General features: G+C 68.5%; 19 protein-coding genes. 9 read left to right on the forward strand and 10 right to left on the reverse strand.

Going from position 1 to position 24,745, the window contains the following annotated elements; genetic code table 11:
• Positions 1-5 precede the first annotated feature (5 nt).
• Complete coding sequence (locus ACQCX5_RS00965; RefSeq protein ID WP_434540152.1) at positions 6-968, reverse strand: transglutaminase family protein; 963 nt, start codon at positions 966-968, stop codon at positions 6-8.
• Positions 965-3,493 (reverse strand): circularly permuted type 2 ATP-grasp protein, encoded by a 2,529-nt coding sequence (locus ACQCX5_RS00970; RefSeq protein ID WP_434540153.1) that lies wholly within the window; start codon positions 3,491-3,493, stop codon positions 965-967. Before ACQCX5_RS00970 ends, ACQCX5_RS00965 begins: the two co-directional genes overlap by 4 nt.
• Before the next feature lie 134 nt (positions 3,494-3,627).
• Between ACQCX5_RS00970 and ACQCX5_RS00975 the strand changes: the two genes are divergently transcribed.
• On the forward strand, positions 3,628-5,040 hold the full coding sequence (locus ACQCX5_RS00975) for an O-antigen ligase family protein (protein ID WP_434540154.1): 1,413 nt from the start codon (positions 3,628-3,630) through the stop codon (positions 5,038-5,040).
• Here the strand turns inward: ACQCX5_RS00975 and ACQCX5_RS00980 are convergent.
• A complete protein-coding gene (locus ACQCX5_RS00980; protein ID WP_434540155.1) occupies positions 4,960-6,066 on the reverse strand; it encodes an acyltransferase in 1,107 nt (368 codons plus the stop codon). The genes ACQCX5_RS00975 and ACQCX5_RS00980 overlap by 81 nt on opposite strands.
• A 91-nt stretch (positions 6,067-6,157) precedes the next feature.
• On the opposite strand from ACQCX5_RS00980, the gene ACQCX5_RS00985 reads away from it, so the two are divergent.
• Positions 6,158-7,129 (forward strand): DUF808 domain-containing protein, encoded by a 972-nt coding sequence (locus tag ACQCX5_RS00985; RefSeq protein ID WP_434540156.1) that lies wholly within the window; start codon positions 6,158-6,160, stop codon positions 7,127-7,129.
• A 99-nt stretch (positions 7,130-7,228) separates the two neighbouring features.
• Positions 7,229-11,953, forward strand: a complete 4,725-nt coding sequence (locus ACQCX5_RS00990; protein WP_434540157.1) for an NAD-glutamate dehydrogenase — start codon at positions 7,229-7,231, stop codon at positions 11,951-11,953.
• A gap of 40 nt (positions 11,954-11,993) precedes the next feature.
• Here ACQCX5_RS00990 and ACQCX5_RS00995 read toward each other — a convergent pair whose 3' ends face one another.
• The gene (locus ACQCX5_RS00995) at positions 11,994-13,016 is read right to left on the reverse strand and encodes a glycerophosphoryl diester phosphodiesterase membrane domain-containing protein (protein WP_434540158.1); all 1,023 of its coding nucleotides are present in this window, start codon (positions 13,014-13,016) and stop codon (positions 11,994-11,996) included.
• Between the two features lie 83 nt (positions 13,017-13,099).
• Between ACQCX5_RS00995 and ACQCX5_RS01000 the strand changes: the two genes are divergently transcribed.
• The 5 genes from ACQCX5_RS01000 to ACQCX5_RS01020 are packed head-to-tail and all read left to right on the forward strand — an operon-like array spanning position 13,100 to position 16,559.
• Positions 13,100-13,555 carry a fluoride efflux transporter FluC gene (locus ACQCX5_RS01000; protein ID WP_434540159.1) on the forward strand — a complete coding sequence of 152 codons (456 nt, stop codon included), beginning with the start codon at positions 13,100-13,102 and terminating at the stop codon, positions 13,553-13,555.
• On the forward strand, positions 13,552-13,908 hold the full coding sequence (gene crcB / locus ACQCX5_RS01005; protein WP_434540160.1) for a fluoride efflux transporter CrcB: 357 nt from the start codon (positions 13,552-13,554) through the stop codon (positions 13,906-13,908). The genes ACQCX5_RS01000 and crcB overlap by 4 nt, the downstream gene beginning before the upstream one ends.
• A gap of 54 nt (positions 13,909-13,962) precedes the next feature.
• The gene (locus tag ACQCX5_RS01010; RefSeq protein WP_434540161.1) at positions 13,963-14,589 is read left to right on the forward strand and encodes a maleylpyruvate isomerase N-terminal domain-containing protein; all 627 of its coding nucleotides are present in this window, start codon (positions 13,963-13,965) and stop codon (positions 14,587-14,589) included.
• Positions 14,590-14,635: 46 nt separating this feature from the next.
• The gene (locus ACQCX5_RS01015) at positions 14,636-15,817 is read left to right on the forward strand and encodes an alpha-amylase family protein (RefSeq protein ID WP_434540162.1); all 1,182 of its coding nucleotides are present in this window, start codon (positions 14,636-14,638) and stop codon (positions 15,815-15,817) included.
• 52 nt (positions 15,818-15,869) lie between these two features.
• Positions 15,870-16,559, forward strand: a complete 690-nt coding sequence (locus ACQCX5_RS01020; protein ID WP_434540163.1) for a (4Fe-4S)-binding protein — start codon at positions 15,870-15,872, stop codon at positions 16,557-16,559.
• Positions 16,560-17,049: 490 nt separating this feature from the next.
• Here the strand turns inward: ACQCX5_RS01020 and ACQCX5_RS01025 are convergent, their stop codons facing one another.
• The 3 genes from ACQCX5_RS01025 to ACQCX5_RS01035 form a co-directional block, all read right to left on the reverse strand.
• Entirely contained in the window at positions 17,050-19,062 is a 2,013-nt protein-coding gene (locus tag ACQCX5_RS01025; protein ID WP_434540164.1) for a PKD domain-containing protein, read from the reverse strand.
• Positions 19,063-19,268: 206 nt separating this feature from the next.
• Positions 19,269-19,937 (reverse strand): response regulator, encoded by a 669-nt coding sequence (locus tag ACQCX5_RS01030; RefSeq protein ID WP_434540165.1) that lies wholly within the window; start codon positions 19,935-19,937, stop codon positions 19,269-19,271.
• Positions 19,910-20,581 carry a sensor histidine kinase gene (locus ACQCX5_RS01035; RefSeq protein WP_434540166.1) on the reverse strand — a complete coding sequence of 224 codons (672 nt, stop codon included), beginning with the start codon at positions 20,579-20,581 and terminating at the stop codon, positions 19,910-19,912. Before ACQCX5_RS01035 ends, ACQCX5_RS01030 begins: the two co-directional genes overlap by 28 nt.
• A gap of 155 nt (positions 20,582-20,736) precedes the next feature.
• On the opposite strand from ACQCX5_RS01035, the gene ACQCX5_RS01040 reads away from it, so the two are divergent.
• A complete protein-coding gene (locus ACQCX5_RS01040; protein ID WP_434540167.1) occupies positions 20,737-21,114 on the forward strand; it encodes a PaaI family thioesterase in 378 nt (125 codons plus the stop codon).
• Between the two features lie 2 nt (positions 21,115-21,116).
• On the opposite strand, the gene ACQCX5_RS01045 is transcribed toward ACQCX5_RS01040, so the two are convergent.
• From ACQCX5_RS01045 to ACQCX5_RS01055, 3 genes are all read right to left on the reverse strand, one after another.
• The gene (locus tag ACQCX5_RS01045) at positions 21,117-21,923 is read right to left on the reverse strand and encodes a dioxygenase family protein (protein WP_434540168.1); all 807 of its coding nucleotides are present in this window, start codon (positions 21,921-21,923) and stop codon (positions 21,117-21,119) included.
• Between the two features lie 53 nt (positions 21,924-21,976).
• Positions 21,977-23,053 (reverse strand): NADH:flavin oxidoreductase/NADH oxidase, encoded by a 1,077-nt coding sequence (locus ACQCX5_RS01050; RefSeq protein WP_434540169.1) that lies wholly within the window; start codon positions 23,051-23,053, stop codon positions 21,977-21,979.
• A gap of 71 nt (positions 23,054-23,124) precedes the next feature.
• Positions 23,125-24,606, reverse strand: a complete 1,482-nt coding sequence (locus ACQCX5_RS01055) for an FGGY-family carbohydrate kinase (protein ID WP_434540170.1) — start codon at positions 24,604-24,606, stop codon at positions 23,125-23,127.
• Positions 24,607-24,745 lie beyond the last annotated feature (139 nt).

Genomic DNA, 24,745 nt, shown 5'->3' on the forward strand with positions numbered 1-24,745 from the left:
GCTGCTCAGGCCGGGCCGACCAGCGTCTCCCGATCACCGACCCTGATGACATCCACCCCGACTGACAGCGATGAACTGTCAGCCTCGGTGGTGATGACCCCCTTCAACGGTGAGACATCGGCGAAGTCACGGCCCCAGCCATTGACCACATAGCGCGAATCGGCGAAGTGGGCATTGGTCGGGTCGATGTCGACCCAGCTGCCGTCGGGCACGAGCACCGACGCCCAGGCGTGGCTGGCGTCCGACCCCTCGAGCTTCTGCTGCCCCGGCGGGGGAGCGGTCTCGATGTACCCGCTGACGTAGCGCGTCGGCAGCCCCATGACCCGCAGGCACCCGATGGCCAGGTGGGCAAAGTCCTGGCACACGCCCTGGCGCAGGTCGAGCAGCTGCTGCAGGGTGGTGCGGGTGGTGGTGGCGCCCGGCCGATAGGCGAAGTCGCGATAGATCCCCAGCGTCAACGAGGCCAGCGCATCGCCGAGGGGTGCGTCGGGGGCCAGCAGGGTGTGCGCATAGGCGATGACGTCGTCGGTGATGGTCACCTTCGGTGATTCCAGCTCGTAGAGCACCTTGTCGACCACGTGTCGGGGGTCGCGGTGCACCAGTTCGACGGCCTCGGCGAGTGTCCACCGGTTGAGCGCCGCGATCGAGGTGCCCGGCCAGGCGACGTCGACCAATGACTCCTTGGTGATCTGCAGCGTCGTGTGGGCGTCCGGTACCTCGAGGTAGTGGGACAGGTTGCCGAAGTAGTCGACATGCTCGTGCACGACCGATGCCGTGGGGCTCACCGTGAAGGTGGTGCTGACCACTTGCTGTGACGCGCAACTGCGGGGTGAGAGCAGCCCGCGCTCGTAGCAGTCGGTGACTGGCTTGTTGTAGGTGTAGGTGGTGCGGTGCACCACCCGGTAGCGCCGCGGCACCATGTGCTGGGGCGACTGTTCCATCATGGACTGGTCGACGGTCCCGGTCATCCGCGCAGCCTCGGTTCGACAGTGTTGAACCAGCCCGTCTGGCGGAACACCCGGGGTGCCGGTCGCTGGAAGTGTCGCCGGGTGATGGCATCGGACAGGTCGCGGGTGTCGTCGGCCGCACCCACCAGCACGTCGCTGATGTGTTGCCACGACCCGCTGCGCAACAGGGGCGCTTCACCCTGTACGCGTTCGCGCAGGGCCCGGGTGCGCGCGGCCGCGTGGTCGTCACCGATCAGGACGAGGTCGCGTTCGAGCTTTGCCCACTGGAAGCACACCGAGCGGGGGTTGTTGGGTTCGAGCACGAGCAATGCCATCGCGGCATGCAGTGGGCGCGGGGGCAGCGTTCCGAGGGCCTGGCCGCGATGGTGGCTGATCAACGACTCACAGACGGCCATCACCGACTCGGCCACCAGGTCTTCGACCGACATCGACAGGTCGGCGGCGAACACCTCACCCAACAACCACAAGGTGTTGGTCGCCCGCTCGATGCGCGTGCCTGCGTCGATGAAGGCCCACGTGTGGTCGCGCATCATCGACTCGCCGTTGATGCCGGCCAGGGCCTGGGTGGCGCCGACCACCGACGTCAGGTCGAGTTCGTCCGAGGCCCGGGCCATGTCCAGGCCCAACTGGCTGATCAGCGGCCACACGTCCATCGACAACATGTCCGGCACCTCGTGGGCGGCGCGTTCCAGCTGGTCGATGTCGTGGGCGAGGCTGCCCGGCTGGCCGGGGTCGGTCGCTGCGCGCCGCAGCAGTTGCCGTGACGACTCCGCGGGCCGATCGGTGCCCACCGTCTCGGGCATCGCCGTCATCGAGGCCACCGCACCGCCCACCAGGGCCAGCACCTGGTGACCCATGGTGCCCACCCGGTTGCCGTAGTCCTCACTGAGGTCGAGGGCCTTGCGCAACAGCCGGCTGGTCGACTCGACCCGCTCGGTATAGCGGCCGTACCAGAACAGGTTGTCGGCGACGCGGTTGGGCAATGGCTGCTGGTCGCGACCCTCGACCCACAGCATCGGCTCGTGCCCGACCGGACGGGTCAGCACCCCCGGCACGGTGTCGTCGGCCTCGAGCACCCACACGTCCTTGGTCAGCGCTCCCGAGCCGCTGCTGATGCGCCACGCATCGCCTGATGGTGCCACCCGTGCCAGCCCGCCCGGCATCAGGGTGTACCCGCCGTGCTCGGCCACGGCAAACGTGCGCAGCACGGTGCGGCGGGGCACCAGTCCCTCGGGCGTGACCACCGGCGTGGTCGAGGCCATCACGGGGTCCTGCCCCACCCAGGCCCAGGGCTGTTGGCGCAGCTGGCGCACGATGGATTCGCGGTCCGTGCGCGAGAGCGTCCAACCGGCCCGGGCCGCGCCGGCCCCAGTCCGGTGGATGGGCTTGATCACCAGTTCGTCGAGGTGGGTGACCACATGGTCGAGCTGGGTGGGGTCACCGCACCACCAGGTGGGTGCCGGGGGAAGCAGCAGGTCTTCGCCGAGCAGTTCGCGCGCGACCCGTGGCAGGAACAGGTTCAGCGCCGGGTTCTCGAGGACGCCCGAGCCCAGCCGGTTGGCGATGGCGAGGTTGCCCTGCCGCGAGGCCTCGAGCAGGCCGGCCACGCCCAGTTGTGAGTCCGGACGAAACTCCAGCGGGTCGCAGAAGACCGAGTCCACGCGGCGCAACAGCACATCAACACGTGTGCGGCGGTCGTCGTCCAGCACCCAGAGCGCAGCGTCGCGGACGGTGAGGTCGTCGGCCTCGACCAGCGAGTAGCCCAGCAGTGTCGCCAGGAAGCCCTGCTCGTAGGCGGTCTCGGACGCCGACCCCGACCAGAGCAGTGCGCCCCGGGGCATGTGTCCGGTCTGCGGGGCCGCGTCGAGCAGACTCTGGCGCATCGACTGGAAGAACCCCCGCAGCCGCCGCAGCCGGGTGCCCCGGTGCAGGTCTGCCATCACCCGCGAGGTGATGCGCCGGTTGACCATGGCATAGCCGGCCCCCGAGGGCGCGGCCGTGCGGTCGTCCAACACGTGCCACAACCCCTCGGCGTCGCGACCCAGGTCGGTGCCCACGATGTTCAGCTGCGGGCCGCCGGCGAACGGCACGCCATGGGCCTGCGGCAGGAATTCGGGGTGTCCCAGCACCACCTCGGCGGGCAGCACCCCCTGCCGGATCAGCAGCTGGTCGCCGTAGATGTCGGCGACCAACAGGTTCAGCACCGTGAGACGCTGGGCCACCCCGCGCTCGATCTGCTGCCATTCATCGGCGTCGACCACCATCGGCAGCGGGTCGACCTTCCACCGGTTCGGGTTGAGCGTGCCCCCGTAGTGCACGCCGTCCTCGTGCACGAGGCGGCGGGCATCGGCTGCGGCACTGAGCAGGCCCGTCAGGCCGCTGCTCTCGATGACCGACGACAGGATGCGCTGCGGGTCGCGCACGCCTTCGGCGCCGATGACTTCGTCCCAGGCCTCGCCGTGCGAGACCAATTCGGCATAGGGGGCCAGCGGGGAGGAATCCCAGTCGAGTTCCTCGACGCTCATCCGCGCTCCTTCCGACGGCGTCATCGAGACTAGCCGAGCGAACAGTCGTTGCCCGGGAAATCCTGCAAGGGACATACAGTGGTCCCCGGTCCGCGGCGGTCGCGGCGACTGGGTGCAGGAACGGGGAGGTGGTCATGCCCGAACAACCGACGAGGCGTGAGCGCGTGCTCGACCGCATTGAGAATGCTGCGCTGGTCTGCTGGCCGATGCTCGTGCTGGTGGCGCTCTACCTGCCCAGTGGGTTGGCCTCGCCGCACCGGCTGGTGGTCGCACTGCTGCTGGCCTGCGCGGCGCTGCGCATCGTGTGGCGACCGGTGCTGTGGCGTTCGCCGGCCCTCTGGGGTGCGTTGGTCGTCGGGGCCGGTTTCGCGGTGTTCGGGCTCGTCGGGCTTCGCCGCTACCCCCACCTGAGCGCAGGTGTCGAACTCGGCCAGGTCGCGTTCCTGGTGCTCGCGTTGGTGGCGATGTCGATCGTTGGACGACGCACCGCGGCCATCTTTTGGCTCATCGGCGGCTGGTGCATTGCCGGGGTGGCGGCCAGCGCCGTCGGCATCTGGGAAACCGTCACCAACTGCCACCTTTCGGTGAACGCCCCGGGCGCCTATTGGGGGCAGCGGGCCGCGACCTGGAAGATCAACAGTGCGTTCTTCGACAACCCGAACCTGTATGCCTACTTCCTGGCCGTGCTGATGGCGCTGGTGGTGCTGGCCGGGTTCGCGGCGAGCGCCCTGCCCACCGCGCGCCGGCGTGCGGCGGGTCGGGTGGCGGCGGTGGTGGGCTTCCTCGTGCTGGCCCACCAGCTGTACATGACCGACGGTCGCGCCGGCATGCTGGCGGTGGCGCTGCTGGTGCTCGGGCTGCTGCTGCGCTCGTGGTGGGGACGCGGGCTGGTGGCGGCCGGGGCGCTGGCTTTCTGGGTCGGCGTGCGCGTCGGGTTCGGCCCGGCGGTGAGCCTGTGGGCAGCCATCTACGAGGTCTACGACCAGGCCGATGAAGCCCCCCGGTCGACATGGATCCGCGTGCAGCTGGTCAGGAGTGCCTGGCACATGCTGCGTCAGTCCGACTGGATCGGCGTCGGCCCGGGCGGCTACCCGCTGCGCAACATGCTGCCCGACAACCCCATCAACGTGTGGAACATGCCCAACCCGCATTCAGGCATCGTCGAGGTGATGGCCGAGTACGGCCTGGTGACGGTCAGCCTGCTGATGCTGGCCCTGCTGGTGGCGGCGGTGGCCTGTGTGGTCATGAGCGTGCGTCGCCGGGGCCTCGACCGCAGGGCCGGGGTGGGGGAGTTCGTCTCACGCTGGTCACCCACCCGCACCACGCTGGCGATCACGGCGATCCTGGCCGTGAGTGTTCCGGTTGTCTCGCTGGCGCACAGCACGTGGTTGCGCCAGCCGCTGACCGCCTTGCACCTGGCCACGCTCGTCGGCCTGGTCACGTGGGGGCTGGTGTCGTGGCGCGGCTCAGATCACCCAGCCGACCCAGTCGCGACCACGGGGCAGTCGTTGCAGCACGGCCCGGACGACGAGCGCGAAGAGCAGTGAGCCGGCGAACACGACGACGGTGACCAGCACCAGCAGCACGGGGGTCGGCAGGGGGCCGTTCGCCATGGTCCAGCCGGCGGCGCGGAACCCGCGCATCACGATCGCGAGCAGCGCCGGGTGCACCAGGTAGATGCCCAGCGTCGCGGCCCCGAGCGCCGTGATGACCTGCCGCTGGCCGGCTGACGGCTCGTGCGCGCCACCCCACTGCTTCGCGGCGACGAAGACGGCAGCCGCGGTGGCGGCCGTCGTCACCAGCGGGTAGGCATAGAACGCGGTGGTGAACTTGCCCTGCGCCGTGCTCGCCATCGCCGTGGCGATGATGGTGAACGCGATGCCGGCCAGGCCGGCGACGTGGATGCCCAGGCGCTGACGGGCGCTGTGCTCGCGGTGGGCCAGCCACCAGCCCAGCACGAAATAGCACAGGTACCCGGTGTACTCGGGCATCATCCGGTAGAGCCCCTGGCCGGTGAGCGCACCGAGCAGCGTGAGCACGAACGTGGTCACCGGGCCACCCACCACCAGCACGAGCACCAGCCAGTCGGCATGGCGCGGTTCGGTGCGGTGCAGGAACAGCCGCACCAGTGGGGACAGGAAGTACAGCGGCACCAGCATGTAGAGGAACCACAGGTGGTACCAGGTCGGGTTGAACCACATCTCGACCAGCCACTGCGCAGTCGAGGCGACCGTGACGGGCTGGTTGCCCAGCACCATGGTGAAGATGCCGTAGAGCACGCTCCAGATGACCAGGATCGACAGCAGGCGCAGGGCGCCCCGCAGCGTCTTGCGGTAGGCCGCGCGCAGGTCGTCCGCGGCCGCCGAGGGCCGCAACAGAAACATGCCCGAGACCATCACATAGATGGGCACGCACCACCTGGTGGCCCCGTCGAGGATGTTCATCCAGTGCATGTCGCGTGACCCCACACGTACGTCGAGCAGCTCGTAGCCGGCGACGTGCAGGGCCACGACGGCCAGCATGGCGATCACGCGCAACAGGTCGGGATAGAGGAGTCGCTGAGGAGTGGGCACGTGTCACGACACTAGTACGCGGCACCGCGGGTGGTATTTTCTAGCTGCAGTCGACTGGCTGCGTCGTCGCCCGAATCCCGGAGGTCCCAACGTGGCCGGTGGTCTCGCCGCCCTGCTCGATGACGTGGCAGTCATCGCCAAGATGACCAGCGTCGCTGGCTCCAAGGCGGTGGGTGTGGTGGTGGACGACGCCGCCGTCACCCCGCAGTACGTGCACGGGTTCTCACCCAAGCGCGAACTGCCGATGATCTGGCGCATTGCCAAGGGCTCGCTGCTCAACAAGGCGATCCTCATCGTCGTGCTGATGCTGCTTGACACGTTCCTGCCCGTGGTCCTGACCCCGCTGCTGATGCTCGGTGGGCTCTACCTGGTCTTCGAGGGTGCTGAGAAGTTCTACGAGGCGGTCAAGGGCGGGCACGAGGCCGAAGAGAAGACCCCCGTGGTCGAGGCCGGCCCCAACCACGAGAACACCATGGTGCGCAGCGCGATCACCACCGACTTCATCCTGTCGGCCGAGATCATGGTGATCTCGCTCAACACGATCAACGACTCGATCAGCGGTGGCATCAGCATCGGCATGAAGGCGGTGACGATGGTGGTCGTCGCGATCCTGATCACCCTGCTCGTCTATGGCGTGGTGGCGCTCATCGTCAAGATGGACGACATCGGCCTGGCCATGACCGAACGCAGCGACCCCGGCAGCCAGAAGATGGGCAGGCTGCTCGTCAACGGCATGCCCTGGGTGCTGCGGGTGCTCTCGACCGTCGGCATCGCCGCGATGCTGTGGGTCGGTGGGCACATCCTGGTGTCGGGGTTCAACACGCTCGGGTGGCACGGCCCCTATGAGTTGGCCCACCTGCTGGCCGACCCGGTGCACTCGGTGCCCGGCATCGGCGGGTTCCTGGCCTGGCTGGTCGACACGGTTTATTCGGCGCTCGTCGGCCTGCTCATCGGTTCGGTCATCGCGGTGGTCATGCACTTCCTGCCCTTCCACCAGAAGAAGCCGCACGACAAGGACATCCCCGAGCCGACCAAGGATGCTGCCACCGTCGGCGAGCACTGAGCGCCACGCTCCACTAGGCTGGACCTGCCCACCGCGGTGAAGAGGTCCGACAACGACGTATGACCGGCCCCGATGGGCTCGAAGAGGACATTAGCGTCGATGATCAACGGTACGGAACGCGAAGCGATCCACCGGGCCATCCGTTCCCACGGCGAGGTGGACGAGGCCTACTTGGCGGCCTATTACGGACTCGTCCCCACTGAACGGCTGCTCAAGCTGCGACCCGAAGACCTGCTCGGCATCGCACTGGGCCACCGGGAGCTCGCCAGGACCCGCCAACCCGGCCAGGACCTGGTGCGCGTGCACACGCCCACGGTGGCGCGCGACGGCTGGGCGGTGGGTGCCAGCGTCGTCGAGACGGTCACCGAGGACAGGGCGTTTCTCGTCGACTCCTTGCGGGGCACCCTCGAGATGATGGGGCACCGGGTCAGCGAGGTGTTCCACCCGATCTTCCACGTGACCCGCACGCCGTCCGGCGACCTCGTCGATGTGGTCGCCCGCAACGGCGATGACGGGCCCGGTACCAACGAGTCGTGGATCCATCTGCACATCCCGCGCCTGCACGACCCTGCCGAGGCCGAACACCTCACGCAGGTGCTGCACACGGTGCTGGGCGACGTCCGTGCTGCCGTGGACGACTGGGGGGCGATGTCGGCCCAGATGTGGCAGGCCGCCAACCACGTCGACGACCGCGAGCAGGCCGCGCTGCTGCGCTTCCTCACCGAGGACGAGTTCGTCTTCCTCGGCAGTGTGCGCTACGACGTCGAGGGCGAAGAGGTCATCGCCAACAATTCCACGCGCCTCGGCATCGCCCGCAGGCTGCTCGACGCCGCCGACCTGCCACTCGACACCCCAGCGCGGCAGCTTGCCTGGGGCACGCATCAGGTGATCGTCACCAAGGGCTCCCACCCCTCGCCACTGTTGCTCGGGCGCCACAACGACATCGTCGCGGTCAAGGTGCCCGGCCCCGACGGCGCCCCGGCCGCGGAGATTCGGTTCGTCGGTGCGCTGGCCAACACCGTGCACAGCGGGTCGACCAGTCGGGTGCCGTCGCTGCGCACCATCTCGGCCCAGGTGCTCGCAGACCTGGACGTGTCCCGTGACTCGCATGCCGGTCGCGAACTGCTCGAGGTCATCGACAGGCTGCCGCGCCAGACGCTGTTCAACGCCGACCCGCACGCACTCGCCCAGAGCACGCTCGAACTACGGGAGCTCTCGGCCCACCCGCGGGTGATGCTGCTTGCCGACGTCGAGCCGTTCCAGCGCTATGTCACGTTCACCGCACTGCTGCCGCGCGACCGGTACTCGACGCGATCGAGGCTGCAGATCACCGACATCCTGATGAAGGCCGTGGACGGCGCCTCGGTCGAATACCAGACCCAGGTCTCGAACTCACCCCTGGCGCAGCTGACGTTCACGATCCGGGTCGCACAGGGCAGCAGCGTCGGCCACATCGACGTCGACGCCCTCGAGCGGGTGATCGATGGGGTGGGCCGCGACTGGAACGAGGAACTGCAGGCCGCCCTCGTCGAGGAATTCGGGGATGCCCGCGGCGATGAGCTGGCCGGGCGCTACCTGCGGGCATTCCCGATCTCGTACACCGAGCAGATGTCAGGACGTATCGGTGCCTGGGACACCCAGCAGCTCGACGCGCTGCGTGACGAGCCGCTGCGGCTCACGCTCTATCGCCCGGCAGGCGCTGCGGACGGCGTGCGCCGGCTCAAGCTCTACCTGTCCCGCGACGCCACCTTGTCGACGTTGCTGCCGCTGTTCAACGACCTGGGGGTCACCGTCACCGACGAGCACCCCTACGAGGTCACCCCGCGCGACGGCCGGACCCAGCACCTGCTCGACCTCGGCCTGCACGCCGACGAGCAGTACTGGCAGGCCCCGGGGGCGGCCGAGCGGTTCCAGGACGCGGTGCGCGGCGCATGGCTGGGCACGGTGCAATCGGACGGGCTGGCGGCGCTGGTGTTGGTGGCAGGGTTGTCCGTACGCCAGGTGGTGATCCTGCGCACAGTCGTGGCCTACCTTCGGCAGCTGGGCCTGAGCTACTCGACCGCACACGTGCACCAGGTGCTGCTGCGCCACCCCGAGGCGGCACGACTGCTCGTCGACTTGTTCGAGGTGCGCTGCGACCCCGACCGATTCGACGACATGGACGAGCGGCAGGCTGCGGCCGACCAGGTGGGGGAGTCGTTGGCCGAACAGGTCGACGCCGTCACCTCACTTGACCAGGAGGCGATCCTGGAGGGGTGCAAGTCGGTCATCACGGCTGTACTGCGCACCAACTTCTACCGGCGCGAGGCCGATGGTGGGCCCGAGCCCGCCGTGGCGCTGAAGCTCGACACCCAGACCATCGCGCTCGCGCCGCAGCCGCGTCCGTACCGCGAGATCTGGGTGCACGGCCCCCGGGTCGAGGGCGTGCACCTGCGGTTCGGCCCCGTTGCCCGCGGCGGGCTGCGCTGGTCCGACCGTCGCGAGGACTTCCGCACCGAGGTGTTGGGCCTGGTCAAGGCGCAGGTGGTCAAGAACGCCGTCATTGTGCCGGCGGGGGCGAAGGGCGGCTTCTTCGCCAAGCGGTTGCCGCCCCCCAGTGACCGCGAGGCGTGGCTGGCCGAGGGGCGGGTGGCCTACCAGCAGTTCATCGGTGCCATGCTCTCGGTCACCGACAACCGGGTCGACGGCCAGGTCGTGGCGCCCGAGCGGGTGGTGCGCCACGACGAGGACGACACCTATCTGGTGGTGGCCGCGGACAAGGGCACGGCCACCTTCAGCGACCTGGCCAACGCCATCTCACTGGCGCGGGGGTTCTGGCTGGGCGACGCCTTCGCGTCCGGTGGTTCGAACGGTTTCGATCACAAGGCCATGGGCATCACCGCGCGTGGCGCCTGGCAGTCGGTGATGCGGCACTTCCGTGAACGTGGCCTCGACACCCAGGCCCACGACTTCACGGTGGTGGGCATCGGCGACATGTCCGGGGACGTCTTCGGCAACGGCATGCTGTGCTCACCGCACATCAGGCTCGTGGCGGCATTCGACCACCGCCACATCTTCGTCGACCCGAACCCTGATGCGTCCACGGGGTTTGCCGAACGTGAGCGGCTCTACCACCTGCCCCGTTCGTCGTGGGCCGACTACGACACCACGCTGATCAGCGAGGGGGGCGGTGTCTGGGCCCGGGACGCGAAGTCGATCCCGGTGAGCGAGCAGATGCGCCTGGCGCTGGGGCTCACTCTCGACAAATTGACCCCGCCGGAACTTGTCTCGGCCATCCTGCGGGCACCCGTGGACCTGCTGTGGAACGGCGGCATCGGCACCTGGGTGAAGGCCTCGTCCGAAAGGCACGACCAGGTCGGCGACCGCGCCAATGACCCGGTGCGCATCGATGCGGCCGAATTGCGTTGCCGGGTCGTGGGCGAGGGCGGCAACCTGGGCTTCACCCAGCGTGCCCGCATCGAGGCGGCGCTGGCCGGGATCGGGGTGAACACTGACGCGATCGACAACTCGGCGGGCGTGGACACCAGTGACCACGAGGTCAACATCAAGATCGTGCTCGACGGTGCGGTGCGCGCGGGCGACCTGACCGCCAAGCAGCGCGACCAGCTGCTGGGCGAGATGGTCGACGAGGTCGCCGAACACGTGCTGCGTACCAACTACGAACAGAACGTGCTGCTCGGCAATGCCCGCACGCAGGACGCCCAGATGGTCGGCCCGCACCAGCGACTGATGCGCCAACTGGAACAGACCGTCGGTGTTGACCGGGCCCTCGAGGCGTTGCCGAGTGATGCAGAGTTGGTGGACCGTCAGTCGCGCCTGGGCCGTGGCATGACCACACCGGAGTTCGCGGTGGTGCTGGCGTGGGCCAAGATCGAGATCAAGCAGCAGCTGATCCCCTCGCCCGTGCTGGACGACCCCTGGTTCGACCACGTGCTGGTGGACTACTTCCCGGCGTCGGTGCGGCAGCGGTTCGCGGCGCAGATCCATCAACACCCGCTGCGGCGCGAGATCGTGGCGAATGCCGTGGCAAATGCCGTGCTCAACCGCGGCGGCATCTCGTTCGTCTTCCGGGCGACTGAGGAAACGGGCGCGAGTGTTGAGGACGTCGTCGAGGCCTTCATCGCCTGCCGCGAGGTTTTCGGGCTCGGCGACTACACCGAAGCCGTCGAAGCGCTCGACAACCTCGCCCCGACGAGGGCGCAGACCGAGCTCTACCTGCGGTTCCGGCGGTTGCTCGACCGGGCGGTGCGGCGCACGGTGCTCAGTGGCGGCGTTGATGACATCACGGGGTTCGTGCGGAAGTACCGGTCGGGCGTCGAGGCGCTCTGGGGCCTGGTGCCGGGGTTGTTGCAGGGCCGGCTGGTGGGGGAGTACCAGGCGACCGTGCGCCAGCTGACCGAGTGGAACGTGCCCGACGCCCTGGCCCGCCGATCCGCGGGACTGGGGCCCGCCTACGTGGCGTTCGATGCCGTCGACCTGGCCACCAAGCATGGGGTCGAGGTCAGCGAGGTGCTGCGGATCTGGTTCGACCTGCTGCAGCGGCTGCGGATCAGCGACCTGCTCGATGCCATCACCCGGCTGGGCCACCAGGACCGCTGGGATGCGATGGCGCGCACCTCGGCCAGGCTCGACGCGCAACATGTGCTCGGACGGGTGGTCAGCTCAGTGCTCGAATGCGGCCAGAGCGTGGACGAGTGGTATGCCTCGCATGAGCCGCGCATCACCGAGGGCATGGGCACCGTCCTCGCGGCACTGCAGGTGGAGGACGGGGGACTGGCGCCGGTCTCGGTCAGCCTGCGGGCATTGCGGAACCTGGCGAGGTGAAGGCCACCCACTGAACAATGTCTGGTTCAGTGTGAGGACTTCACTGCCAGCTGTTCGGTGGGAAATTGTATGGCGGTTGCGGGTGCGCGTACTGCTGCGGCTGCACCAGCATGGGGGCGCCGATCGGGCGCACTTCACCGCGCTGGCGCCGGTCGATGTCGGCGTAGACGACGAACAGCACCACCTGCATGAAGACCGAGCCGAACGCGCTGATGGCCTGCATGACGACCTGCACGATGCCGAACGTGACCAGGTCGATGCCCGACAGCGCGTTCGGGTCAGACAGGTCGACCGTGGTCCCGTTCTGCACGATGCCCTGGGCGACCGACGAGACCAGGCTCATCAGCAGGCCGGCCACCAGGACCACAGCGAGGATGCGCCAGAAATGACCCTTCGTCAGGCGCCACGACTCTGCGTACGCCCCGAAGCCCGACCGGCCACGCAGCGCGGCGGCCGGCACCCCGAGCGAGAACTTCGTGATCAGCACCAGTCCCACCGGGATGGCCAGCAATGACAGCACCAGCAGCACGCCGATGGAGGCGAGGATCGCGCCGGCCTGGTCCTGGGTGGGCTGGGAGGTCGTGAGCACCGTCGCAAGGCTGGCGAACACCAGCACCATGAGACCGACGGTGAGCAGAATTCCCACCGCCGAAAGCAGTACCTGCACCCATCCGAAACGGGCCAGTGTTCCCTTCGTGCGCCCGGCCGCCTCGCGCCAACTGCGTGCCTGGCCCCAGGCGCTGCCCTCGGCCACACCCAGGGCGATGCTCGCCACGTACAGGCTGGTCAGCGCAGAGACGGCGCTGATCAGGAACAGTGGCAGCGCCAGTTGAACCATGAATCCCGCGAGCTGCTCGGGCCCCTGCGGCATGTCGAGCTGGGTCAGCACGACGGCAGCGACGATGCCGGTCACCACCAGGGTGACCACGGCCTGCACCAGGGCGAGCAGCGCATAGATGCCGATGCGCTGGCCGAACAGCCTCAGCGCACTGGCGAGCAGGTCGCCGAAGTCGATGGGGCTGGGCGGCAGGGCCGGGTAACTGGCGTTGGCAGGTGCGGTCATGGGCCCAGACTATTGAGGCACCGGTCCATGGACGAGTGCTGGGCGGCGGCCTGTGGACAACGTGACGGTCTAGCATGCGGTGGGTGAATGAAGAGTCATCGCGCCCTGCCTACCTGCGGGCCCCGCTGCTCGCGCTGGTGGCGCTGGGCGGTGCCGCGGGCACGGCGATGCGGGCCGAACTGGGCCGGCTGCTGCCGCATGCGCCCGGCACCTGGTCGTGGTCGACGCTGTTGGTGAACCTGGTCGGTGCCTTCGTGCTGGCGGTGCTGCTGGAACTGCTGGGCCGCCTCAGGCGCGGTCACCTGCCCCTGCGGCTCATGCTGGGCACCGGGGTGCTGGGTGGGTTCACCACCTATTCGGCGTTCTCGGTCGAGACGGTGCAGTTGTTGCAGTCCGGGCGGGCGCTGCTGGCGCTCGCGTACGTGGTGGTGACCGTCTTCGGGGGGCTCGTCTTGGCCCTGCTCGGGTTGCGGCTGACCGGTGCCCACGGCACCTGGGGGCACCTGTGGGCGGCACGCGAACCGGGAGCGGCGTCATGATCATGGTGCTCGTGGCGCTGTGCGGCGGTGTCGGCGCCGCGGCCCGGTTCTTCGTGGACGGCGTGGTCAACAGCCTGCGGCGCCACTCAGTGCCCCAGGGATCGCTGGCGGTCAACCTGCTGGGCTCGTTCGGCCTGGGTCTGCTCGCCGGCTGGTGGACGGGCCGCTCCGATGAGGTGTTGTTGCTGGTCGGCACAGGGTTCTTCGGCGGCTTCACCACCTTCAGCACGGCGACGCTCGAGTCGGCCCGACTGATCGCCGAGGGCCGCTGGCGCACCGGCGTCGTCCTCGCGGTGGGCATGGTGGTGGCCTGTGTCGCGGCGGCGGCGTTCGGCTGGTCACTGGCACCGTGAAGCGGGTTCTGCGAAAACCTTGTGGGCACCCCGGTACCGGGCAAGACTGGGGCCATGAGTGATCCTGCAGCCTCCCGTGAATGGTTCAACCGTCTCTCCGTCGGCGCGCTGTCGCTGGTCGACCAGCTGCCCGATGATGCAGCCCACCGCCCGGGCCTGGGCAACTGGACCCTGGGCGAGCTGGCCGTCCACACCCTGCGTGCGTGGACGACCCTGACCAAGTACCTGTCCGAGGACGAGCCCGAGCACCCGCACGTGATCAGCGCAGCGGACTACCTCGTGGCCGGCCTGACCCAGCCCGGCGTCCACGAAGGTGTGGAACAGCGTGCCCGGGCAGATGCTGCCGAGATCGGCGACAGCCTGTCGGCGGCTGCGCACGAGGCGTTCGCCGCCGCGCGCGAAGCCCTCGGTGAGGCCCCGAACAACCGGGTGGTGGCCACCCGCTTCGGCAACCTGCAGGTGCGGGAATACCTGCGCACCCGCAACCTCGAACTGGCCGTGCACGGGCTCGACCTGGCCGGGGCCCTGGACGTGGAACCACCGGCAGTCTTCGCCGAGGCAGCCGTGCCTGCGCTTGCCCTGCTCGGCGAGGTTGCGGCCAAGCGCGGCACAGCCCTGGAGCTGGTGCGGGCTGCCACCGGACGTGCACCGCTGCGGCCTGACTACACTCTGCTGCACTGAAATTTACAGGTGCACTGGCATCTGGACGTCGGCCCGAGAGGCAACCGTGCTTGTTGACCACGCGATCTGGTGGCATGTCTACGCCCTCGGGGCGGTGGGTGCCCCGGTGCACCAACCGGACACCCCGGGGCAGCACCACCGGCTGCGCGCGCTCGTCGACTGGCTCGACTACGCCATCGAACTCGGCTGTTCGGGGCTGTTGCTGGCGCCGGTCTTCACGTCGGTCAGCCACGGCTACGACACGCTCGACCATTTCAGCATTGACCCCAGGTTGGGCGACGATGCCGACTTCGACCACCTGATGGACGAAGCCGGCCGACGCGGCATGGCGGTGATGCTCGACGGGGTGTTCAACCACGTCGCGCGTGAGCACCCGCAGGCCGCTGTGCTGGGTGCGGCGAGGTCGTGGGAAGGCCACGAGTCATTGACCGAGCTCGACCACGCCAACCCGGCGGTGGCCGACCTCGTGGTCGACGTGATGCTGCACTGGTTGCGGCGCGGCATCGCCGGGTGGCGCCTCGACGTCGCCTATGCCGTGCCGGCCGAGTTCTGGCGGGCCGTGCTGCCCCGGGTGCGCGCCGAGTTCCCGGACGCGCTGTTCCTGGGCGAGGTCATCCATGGCGACTACGACGAAATCCTGGCCGACACGGCGCTGGACACCCTGACGCAGTACGAACTGTGGAAGGCGATCTGGAGTTCACTGAAGGACACGAACCTGTGGGAGCTCGCCTGGGCACTCGAGCGTCACGACACCTTCTCGTCCACCCACGTGCTGCAGACGTTCGTGGGCAACCACGACGTCGACCGCATCGCCAGCGTCGTCGGCGATGACGGCGCGGCCATCGCGGCGGGGCTGCTGTTGACCCTGCCGGGCATGCCGAGCATCTACTACGGCGATGAGCAGGGCTTCCGCGGCACCAAGGCCGCAGGGTTCACGGCGGATGACCCGATGCGCCCGCCGCTGCCGGACGGTGGGCCGGGCGCGTTGCTGCCCATCGGCGCGTGGTTGTACCGCTGGCACCAGGACCTCATCGGCCTGCGGCGCCGCCATGCCTGGCTGACCCGCGCCCACGTCGTCGTCCTCGACAAGACCAACGAGACGATGCATTACGCGTGCACGGGTGGGGCAGGGGAGCGGCTCGACGTCGAGGTCGTGCTGGCACCCGCGCCATCGTTCCGGGCGCAGGTTGAGGGCGGCGAAACCCTGGAGTGGTCGCCCGGTCGCTGAGTTCTCGGACGAGTGCTGGCATTCGTGCGGTCAGCGCGGCAACATGGGGGCCATGTCGGACAACGAAGTCACCGAAGCCACTGCCAGCAACCACGAGTTCCTCATCGCCGAGACGGCCAACCAGGCCGGCGATGCCATCATCGCGATCGACCGCGAGGGCATCATCCGGGTCTGGAACGCCAAGTGCGAGCAGACCTTCGGCTGGTCGGCGGACGAGGCACTGGGGCAGCCGGTCGAGATGATCATCCCCGAGAAGTACCGGGCAGGCCACGAGCACGGGTTCGGCAACGCGATGGCGTCGGGGCATCTCGCATCAGACGGCAAGGCACGGCTCACACGGGCGTTGAGCAAGAGTGGTGAGCCCACCTACGTCGAGATGACGTTCGCCGTGGTGAACGATGCGTCCGGTGCGGCTGTGGGTGCGGTGGCGGTGGCCCGGGCGGCCGAGAAGCCCGACCGGGGCGGTGCCCAGGGGGCGCAGCAGCAGGCCGACCCACGCGACGAGAAGGGCCCCCGCAAGCTGTACACGGGGCCGCTGGTCGACGTGAGTTTCGAGGCGGAGCTGTGCATCCATTCAGGCAACTGCACCGGGGGAATGCCGTCGGTGTTCAACACGCGCAAGCGCCCCTGGATCGACCCCGGGGTGGCCGACACCCCAGAGAAGGCGGATGAGCTGCGTGCGGTCATCCGCCGGTGCCCGAGCGGGGCGCTGCAGATCGTGGAGCACGAGCAGGGGGAGTGACTCGGGGGCACCGGTGCGCACAGCAGTGTGCATCGACCGGCGCGAAATGGCCCGAAATGCCCGAAATCCCGCTGGTCGATGCACGCTGCTGTGTGGGGGGACGATCTACATGATCGGGTGAAGTTCTTCGCCCAGATCGACCCCGTCCGGCCGAAGAACTTGCTCCAGAGCGAGTTTCCCTGGTTCTCCGGGCGGGATGGCATGCACAAGTGGGCGCGGGTGTCATGTGTACAAGTTTGTGGACGGGCGGGGGCTGGTGAAGGGCCGCGCACGAGCCTCGTCCGCCGGTTGGGACCACACCGAACATGCGCAAGTGGCGCAAGTGGCGCTGGTGCAGCCGGTTCGGCCGATTCGGGCAGCACTCGTGACGTGAGTGCCAGTTCCGCCAGTTCGTGTCAGTCCCGGTGCGTGACCACCCACAGGGAGCGGCACCCGGGCGTGAGGAACACGCACCGGGTGCCGTTGTTGGCATCAAGTAACAGTCAGCTGATCACTTGGTGTTCAGCTTGAACACCCCCGCTGCGCTCGCGGCCCGGTACGTGCCTGCCACACCGCCCCAGTCGGCCGTGATCGGGTAGGTGCCTGGCTTCTGGTTCAGCACGATCTGCCCGGTGGCGACGCCCTGGGCATTCGTGGTCACCGTGGTCTGCTGGGCGCCGATGGTCACGACCACACTCTGGTTGGCGATCGGACGACCCAGCGCGTCGACCAGGGTGACACTGACGGGGGCTGCCTTCTTGGGCTTTCCCGTCACCGCCCCGGTGTAGGTCAATACCGTCGCCATCGTGTTGACGTGCAGGCTCTGCGTGGCCGACGTGCTGGCCTCATACAGCGTCGAGCCCGCATAGCCGGCGACCACCGGGTGGTCACCGGCCTGGGGGGCCACCACTGTGACGCTGGCCGAGCCCCCGGCACCGGTGAGCGCCTGTCCTGCAGGGCTCCCGTCGAGCGTGAAGTCCACCTGCGCGCCGTTCACCGGGTTGCCGAACTCGTCGACCACCGACCCCGACAGGGTGACATGTGCCGAGTAGGTTCCGGTCGTGTCGCCCGTGTACGAGGTGGTGGTGGCCCGCTTGGTCACGGTCACCGGGATGTTGGCCGAGGTGCAGCCGCCGTCCTTGTCGCATACGGTCAGTCCCACGGTATAGTCGCCCGGGACGGCCCACTGGTGGGTGACCGAGGCACCACCGGACGAGATCACCGTCCCGTCACCGAACGTCCACGCATACGTGAGCGTCGCCTGGTCACCGGCCCCCGGGTCGACCGCCTGCGCCTGCAGGGTCAGGGGTCGTCCCCACGCCAGGGTGGCATTGGTCGGCGTGACGCTGAGATTGGGCGCCCGGTTGCCCACCGACACCGTGAAGGACTGCGTGTCGGACAGGCCCGTGACATCGGTGAACGTCACGCTGCCGGTGTAGGCACCGGAATCGGTGAACACCTTCGTCGGGGTGGGCCCGTACTGCGTGGTTCCGTCCGAGAACCGCCAGACGAACGAGCCACCGGCAGCGCACGGGCCGGTGGCACTGGCCGCGAAGGCGATCCCGCTGCCTTCATTGCCGCTGTACAGGGCGGTCGTCGTCACCACGGGCGCGATGTTGTTGGCCTGCAGCACCCCCATGTCGATCGAGCCGCCGGCATGGTTGAGGCTGACGCTGCCTGCCCGGGCGTCAACGGGGAACGACTCACTGTAGACGTTGATGTAGGGGAAGTCCGGGTATGGCACCAGGGGGATCGGGACGGGGGAGGACACGTCGATGTTCAGCTGCACGCTGGTGTTGAACGTCAGCGTGCGCTGGGCAGCCAGGTCGGTCATGGCGTAGGTGAGGGTGTCCCCGGCCCCGACGCGGCAGCTCACCGTCAGCGGGTCGGTCTGGGTGCTCTCGGACGGGGCCAGCACGGCGTTCGGGGCCACTGCGGTGCCCCCTGAGGTCGCTGCCCGGTTGGCAGTGGGGGAGAGCAGGTCAGTGATGGCGACCTGCGAGGTCAGCTTGAGCGACACCTTGGGCGAGAGTGGCGCCAGCGACCCGACCACCGAATCAGGCACCGGTTGGAACACGTCCAGGGAGGCCGACGAGATCGTGCAGGTGCCGTAGTGACCTGATGAGTCCGGGGTACAGGTGCCGCTCATCGGCACCGACGCGGTGAATGAGATGCTCACGTCGTTGCCTGACACATTGGCCGTGCCGGTGAGCGTGGCCGAATAGGTCATGCTCAGGTGCCCCGAGGTGGGGTCAAAGGAGTACCCGGGGTCGAGGTGGCGGCCCTGGCGCACGTTGTCCGGGTCCCAGCCGACGATCAGCGACCCGCTCTCGGACCACGTGGTGCTGGCCGACAGGGTGACGCTGCCGCTGAAGTCACCCGAGGTTGCCGTCTTGGTGACCGAACCGAGACTCGCGGTGTCGGTGAGCGTCACCGGGATCGTGCCCGTCGCCGAGGTGACGGCGTGGGCGGTGGAGAGGAACGTGGTCGTCATCAAGGCGGTGACGGCAAACAGGGTGGTCACGACGTGCAGGGGACGCACTCGACGATGAGTGGGCCCCGCGGTGACGCGTGCGGGGAGGATGGGCATGGGAGGGCTCCAATCTGTTGACGCGGGGGGCAGGGGTCCCGCCCCGAGCAACGGCCCACCAGACACTCAACGACCCTGTGGTCCCGGGTGTCACGGGACAGAGTCCCGGCATCGCAGGGAGGATTGCCACGGGGGCGGGCTCAGGGCGTGCGCCCCAGACCCGCCTCGCGCGCCTTGCTGACCGCCTGGGCCCGGTCGCTGACCTGCAGCTTCGCGAACACGTTCGAGACCAGGTTGCGCACGGTTTTGGGCGAGATGCCCAGCCGGGTCGCCACGGTCTGGTTGTCGCAGCCGCGGGCCACCAGCGCCAACACCTCGCGTTCGCGTGGGGTCAGGTTCTCGAAGGGCAGGTGCGCGCGGGTGACGGTGTCGAACCAGGTGTTCATGCGTCCCGTCAGTGCGCCCGAGAAGACGACCCCGCCGACGGCGATGGCCCGGATCGCCTCGAGTACCTCATCGGGCCCGGCTGTCTTGACCAGGTACCCCCTGGCCCCGGCCCGGAACGCCCGGAACACCACTTCGTCGTCGTCGAACATGCTCAGCATCAGCACACCCGGCGGGTGCTCGAACTGGCAGATCCGCCGGGTGGCCTCGACGCCGTCGAGCCCGGGCAGGTTGAGGTCCATCACCACCACGTCGGGTCGCAGCAGCTCGGCCTGCACGCAGGCGTCGTCCCCGTTGCCGCAGGTGCCCACGACCGCCAGGTCGTCCGCCACGCCGATCAGCCCGGCGAGCCCCTGCCGGTAGACGGGGTGGTCCTCGGCGAGCAGCACCCTGACGGTCATGGCCGTGCCCCGAGCGGCAGCCATGCCTGGACGGTCGTGCCGGGTTTCCCATTGCGCCGACGGACGACGCATCGTCCACCCAATTCGGCCGCTCGTTCGCGCATGACGGTCAGTCCCACGCCGGCGCGCACCTCGTCGGCCACCCCGATGCCGTCGTCGCTGACCCGCAGCGTGACGCCGGTGGCGTCGCGTGCCAGGCAGATGCCGACCCATCCCGCCCCGGAGTGGTGCGCGACGTTCAACAGCGCGCTGGACACGATCCGGTAGATCGCGACCTCAAGAGCGGCCGGCAGGGGAGCCTGCCAGTCGCCCCGGGTCTCGAACCTGGCACGGATGGGCCTCAGGTCGTCCGTGCGGTCGCGCAGGGCAGCCAGCAGGCCGCGGTCGTCGAGTGCGGGCGGACGCAGGTCATAGCTGAGGGTCCGCAAAAGGGTGGCGGCCGCAGCAGCCTCGACCACCATGGCCGAAAGGATGGCGTCGACGGCCTGCCGGTCGAGATGTTGCTGGGCCACCAGGGCCCTGGCGGTCTGGGCCTTCAGCCCCAGCCCGGCGACCGTCGGGGCCACGTCGTCGTGCAGGGTGCGCCGCAGCGCACGCCGTTCCTCTTCACGTGCCAGGACGATGCGCTCGCGGGACTCGTGCACCTCGGTGACGCCAAGGTCAGCCATGGGCCCATGATCCTCCCGGTCTGCAGGTACCCGCAATGGGGGACCATGGGCCGGGGCTCTCGAGTGTATTCTGACATAATGTTGCTTATCGGGTTTTCACGTCAACGGGTGACTACGCCTCGTAGTGACACTCCAGGATCCGCCAAGATGAATCCATGGAATCCCCGTTCCGCACCAACAACGACATCCTGTGGTCCGACGACGACCGCGTGATCTGCCACACCGACCAGCGCCATGCCAACGTCGGCGGCACCATCCACGGCGGCGTCATGGCGACGATGCTCGATTCGGTCATGGGCGGCCTGGTCATCCGGGCGCTGCCCGACGACCGCACGGCCGTCACCTCGTCGTTGACCGTCAACTACCTCGACCCGGGCTACGTGGGCGACGTGCTCGTGGCCACCGGGACGATCCGCCGGCTCGGGCGCACCACGGCGTTCGTCGACGCCACCCTGACGCGCCAGGACGACGACACCCCGCTGGCCACGGCCACCGGGGTGTTCGCCATCATCGTCCGGACGTCGCCCAGCTGACCTCAGGCGAACTGCCAGCTGCGCTTCGACAGGCCGTACCAGAAGCCGTCGACCGTCGACTCGTTGTCGAGCCCGCCGGTGGCATCTGCCGCACCCAGAGCCACATACAGCGGCGCCCAGTGCTCGGTGCGCGGGTGGGCCTCATCGGCCGCGGGCGCCACGAACGAGAAGTTCATCAGCGCATCGACGTCCTTGGCGGCCATGGCCTCACGTGCCCAGGCGTCGAACTCGGCCGACTCGACCGGCGGCGTGGTGTCGGCACCCTCGCTCGGGCGGAACCAGCGCAGGTTGTGCGTGGTGAAGCCCGAGGTGATGATCATGGTGCCCTGGTCGCGCAACTCCCCCAGCTGCTGGCCGATGGCGAACAGCTTCTCGGGTTCGAGCGTCGGCATCGACATCTGCAGCACCGGCACATCGGCATCCGGGAACAGTTCGACCAGCGGCACGTAGGCGCCGTGGTCCAGTCCGCGGGTCTCGTCGTGGAACAGCGGCGTGTCGTCCGTGGCGACCTTCTTGGCAATGTCCTGGGCGAGCTCGGGCGCGAGCGGCGCGTCATAGGTCACGTTGTAGTAGCGCTCCGGGAAGCCCCAGAAGTCATAGACCAGCGGCACCTTGTGGCTGAACGAGCTCACCGTGATGGGTGCCTGTTCCCAGTGTGCGGACACCACCAGGATGTTCTTCGGCTTGGGCAGGTTGGCCGACCACTGGTGCAGCTGATCGGTCCAGGTCGCGTCATCGGCGAGCGGCGGTGCCCCATGGCTCAGGAAGAGGATGGGCTGGCGGGTGGCCTGGGTCTGGGTCTCGGTCATGATGGGTCCAACGTTAGTTGAATGTGCAAATATTCCGCAAGTGGTGGACGAGCTCAGAGGTAGGCCCGCTCATACTGGTGCGGCACCAGCGGCACATCGGCCCGCAATACACTCGCCGCCCGGATCGCGAAGTTGGCATCGCGCAGGAACGCCCGCCCGACCCGCACCACGTCTGCCTGCCCCGTGGCGATGACGTGCTCGGCCTGGTACGGCTCGTCGATCTTGCCGACGGCCGAGACGGGCATGCCGGTGGTCTGCTTGATGGTGGCGGCCAGTGGTGTCTGGTAGCCGGGACCAACCGGGATGTTCGCCCCAGCGACGTTGCCGCCCGACGAGACGTCGACCATGTCGACGCCGCGCTCCCCCAGCCAGCTCACCACCTGGCAGGCCTCGTCGATGTCGAACCCGCCGTCGGTCCACTCCGTGGCCGACAGCCTCACCAGCAGCGGCATTCCGTCCGGGATGACCGCACGGACCGCGTCGACGAGGCGCAGCAGCAAGCGTGCGCGGTTCTCGAGCGGGCCGCCGTACTCGTCGGTGCGCTGGTTGCTCAACGGCGACAGGAATTCGTGCACGAGGTAGCCATGTGCCGCGTGGATCTCGACCAGGTCGAAGCCTGCCTCTACCGCACGCCGCGCAGCCGCGGCCCACGCCTCGACCACAGCGTCGATGCCGGCGGCGTCGAGCTCGACCGGGACGGCGTAGCCGCCGAAGGCCACCGCCGAGGGCGCGACCGTCGGCCAACCACCCTCGGCGACCGGCACGGTTCCCTTGTTCTTGTGCCAGGGCCGATATGTGGACGCCTTCCGACCGGCATGCGCCAACTGGATGCCGATGGCTGCCCCAAGGGAATGCACCAGGTTGACGACGGGCACCAGGGCATCGCGCTGGCTGTCATTCCACAGCCCCAGGTCCTCGGGGCTGATGCGTCCCTCGGCGGTGACCCCGGTCGCCTCGATGACCACCGCGCCGGCACCACCCCTGGCGAACGACCCGTAGTGCATCAGGTGCCACGGGGTCACCACCCCGTCCTGTCCAACCGCCGAATACTGGCACATCGGCGGCACCCACAGCCGGTTGCGCACGGTGAGCCCGCGCAGGGTGATGGGGGCAAACAGGGTATGGCTCATGCCGGGAACAACCCGGCCGGGCACCCTGCGTATTCCATCACCCTGCGTGTTCCTTCACCCCGGGCCCACCCTCATTCCGCGTTCTGGAAGGCCGCCAGCGCGTGCATCTGCGCCTGCGTCGCCGGGTACAGGTCGCGGTAGACCTGGTAGAGCGCGTTGTACTTCTCGTGCGCCTCAGGGTTCGGCTCGACGACCCGCTCGACCTCGTTCCAGGTGGTGTCGATCGGCACGAGGCCGGCACCCATCGCGGCCAGCAGCGCATCGCCATAGCTCGCACCGATGGTCACCTTCGGGATCTCCTGCGAGATGCCGATGACGTCGCTCATGATCTGCGGCCACAGGCCACCAGTCGTCCCGCCACCGACGGCGACGTAGCGCGAGGCCTGCCCGCCCGATTCCTTGACGGTCTGCAGCAGGTGCCGGGAACCGTAACCGGTCGACTCGAGCACGGCGCGGTAGATGTCGCCGCGGGTGTGGGTCAGGTTCAGCCCGGCCAGCAGTCCGCGGGCGTCCGGGTCGGCGATCGGTGAGCGCTCGCCCGAGAAGTACGGCAGCAGCACCAGCCCGCGCGCACCCGCCGGTGACTCACCGGCCTCTTTGGTCAGGGCTGCGTAGTCGGACGAGACCACATCGCTCAGCCAGGTGGTGAGCGAACCCGTGGTGCTCATGCCGCCCGACAGGTTGTAGGTGCCCTTGAGCAGGCCCGAGCAGCTCCACAGGTCGGGGCCGATCATCGGCTTGTCGCTGATCTCGACCGCCACCATGGTCGAGCCGTACATCAACATGACTTCGCCGGGGAACTTCACCCCGACCGAGAACGCCTCGACGAACGCGTCGGTCGACCCCATGACGACGGGCGTGCCCGGTGCCAGCCCGGTGACACGGGCGGCGGCGTCGGTCACATGGCCGACCACCTCGTTGGCCCAGGCCAGCTGCGGGAACTCCAGGTCGCCGCAGATGTCACGGCGCCACTCGTCGACCCAGTCGGTGGTGAACGGCGAATAGACCGGCTCACACATCGACGCAGAGAGGTGGTCGATGACATACGCGCCGGTCAGGTTGAACACACAGTACGAGTGGGCCATGAACCACTTCTTGGTCCGCTCCCAGATCTCGGGCTCGTTGCGGCGCACCCAGAGCATCTTCGGTCCGACCGACTGGGTGGTCATGTTGTTGCCGCACACGTCGAGCACCTTGTCGGCGCCGTAACGCTCCGTCAGCTCGACGATCTCTTTGGACGATCGCGTGTCCACGCCGTACAGGATGCCCGGCCGCAGCGGTCGTCCACCCTCGGTCGTGGGCAGGAAGTCGGGGCCGATGCCCGAAATGGCGACACTGGCGACGTTGCCCACCGCGCGCGAGGTGAGCTCGCGCAGGATGTGGGCACAGTCATGCCACCACACCTCGTCGGCGTCATGCTCGGCGAAGCCGGGGCGCGGGAACGACGTGTCGTGCTTCAATGTCGAGGTGTGCACCACCTCGCCGTCTGCGGTGGCCAGCACGCCCTTCGTCGAGCCGGTGCCGATGTCAATGCCGATGACGTATTCGTCCATGATGTGGAGTCCTCTCTGACTGCTTCACGTGGGCCAAGCATCGCACCAGTCATGGTGAAAAAACCAGAGCGGCTGCGGAAAATCCACAGTTTCGATGATGACGTGTCCCCGAGCATGCGCACCGAGCGTTGCTCGCAGT

The sequence above is a fragment of the Aestuariimicrobium sp. G57 genome (genome assembly GCF_050110855.1).
Classification (GTDB): Bacteria; Actinomycetota; Actinomycetes; order Propionibacteriales; family Propionibacteriaceae; genus Aestuariimicrobium.

Coding starts and splice junctions, on each gene's coding strand:
- ACQCX5_RS00965 (WP_434540152.1), bottom strand. CDS start 968: ATGACCGGGACCGTCGACCAGTCCATGATGGAACAGTCGCCCCAGCAC.
- ACQCX5_RS00970 (WP_434540153.1), bottom strand. CDS start 3,493: ATGAGCGTCGAGGAACTCGACTGGGATTCCTCCCCGCTGGCCCCCTAT.
- ACQCX5_RS00975 (WP_434540154.1), top strand. CDS start 3,628: ATGCCCGAACAACCGACGAGGCGTGAGCGCGTGCTCGACCGCATTGAG.
- ACQCX5_RS00990 (WP_434540157.1), top strand. CDS start 7,229: ATGATCAACGGTACGGAACGCGAAGCGATCCACCGGGCCATCCGTTCC.
- ACQCX5_RS00995 (WP_434540158.1), bottom strand. CDS start 13,016: ATGACCGCACCTGCCAACGCCAGTTACCCGGCCCTGCCGCCCAGCCCC.
- crcB (WP_434540160.1), top strand. CDS start 13,552: ATGATCATGGTGCTCGTGGCGCTGTGCGGCGGTGTCGGCGCCGCGGCC.
- ACQCX5_RS01010 (WP_434540161.1), top strand. CDS start 13,963: ATGAGTGATCCTGCAGCCTCCCGTGAATGGTTCAACCGTCTCTCCGTC.
- ACQCX5_RS01020 (WP_434540163.1), top strand. CDS start 15,870: ATGTCGGACAACGAAGTCACCGAAGCCACTGCCAGCAACCACGAGTTC.
- ACQCX5_RS01030 (WP_434540165.1), bottom strand. CDS start 19,937: ATGGCTGCCGCTCGGGGCACGGCCATGACCGTCAGGGTGCTGCTCGCC.
- ACQCX5_RS01035 (WP_434540166.1), bottom strand. CDS start 20,581: ATGGCTGACCTTGGCGTCACCGAGGTGCACGAGTCCCGCGAGCGCATC.
- ACQCX5_RS01040 (WP_434540167.1), top strand. CDS start 20,737: ATGGAATCCCCGTTCCGCACCAACAACGACATCCTGTGGTCCGACGAC.
- ACQCX5_RS01045 (WP_434540168.1), bottom strand. CDS start 21,923: ATGACCGAGACCCAGACCCAGGCCACCCGCCAGCCCATCCTCTTCCTG.
- ACQCX5_RS01050 (WP_434540169.1), bottom strand. CDS start 23,053: ATGAGCCATACCCTGTTTGCCCCCATCACCCTGCGCGGGCTCACCGTG.
- ACQCX5_RS01055 (WP_434540170.1), bottom strand. CDS start 24,606: ATGGACGAATACGTCATCGGCATTGACATCGGCACCGGCTCGACGAAG.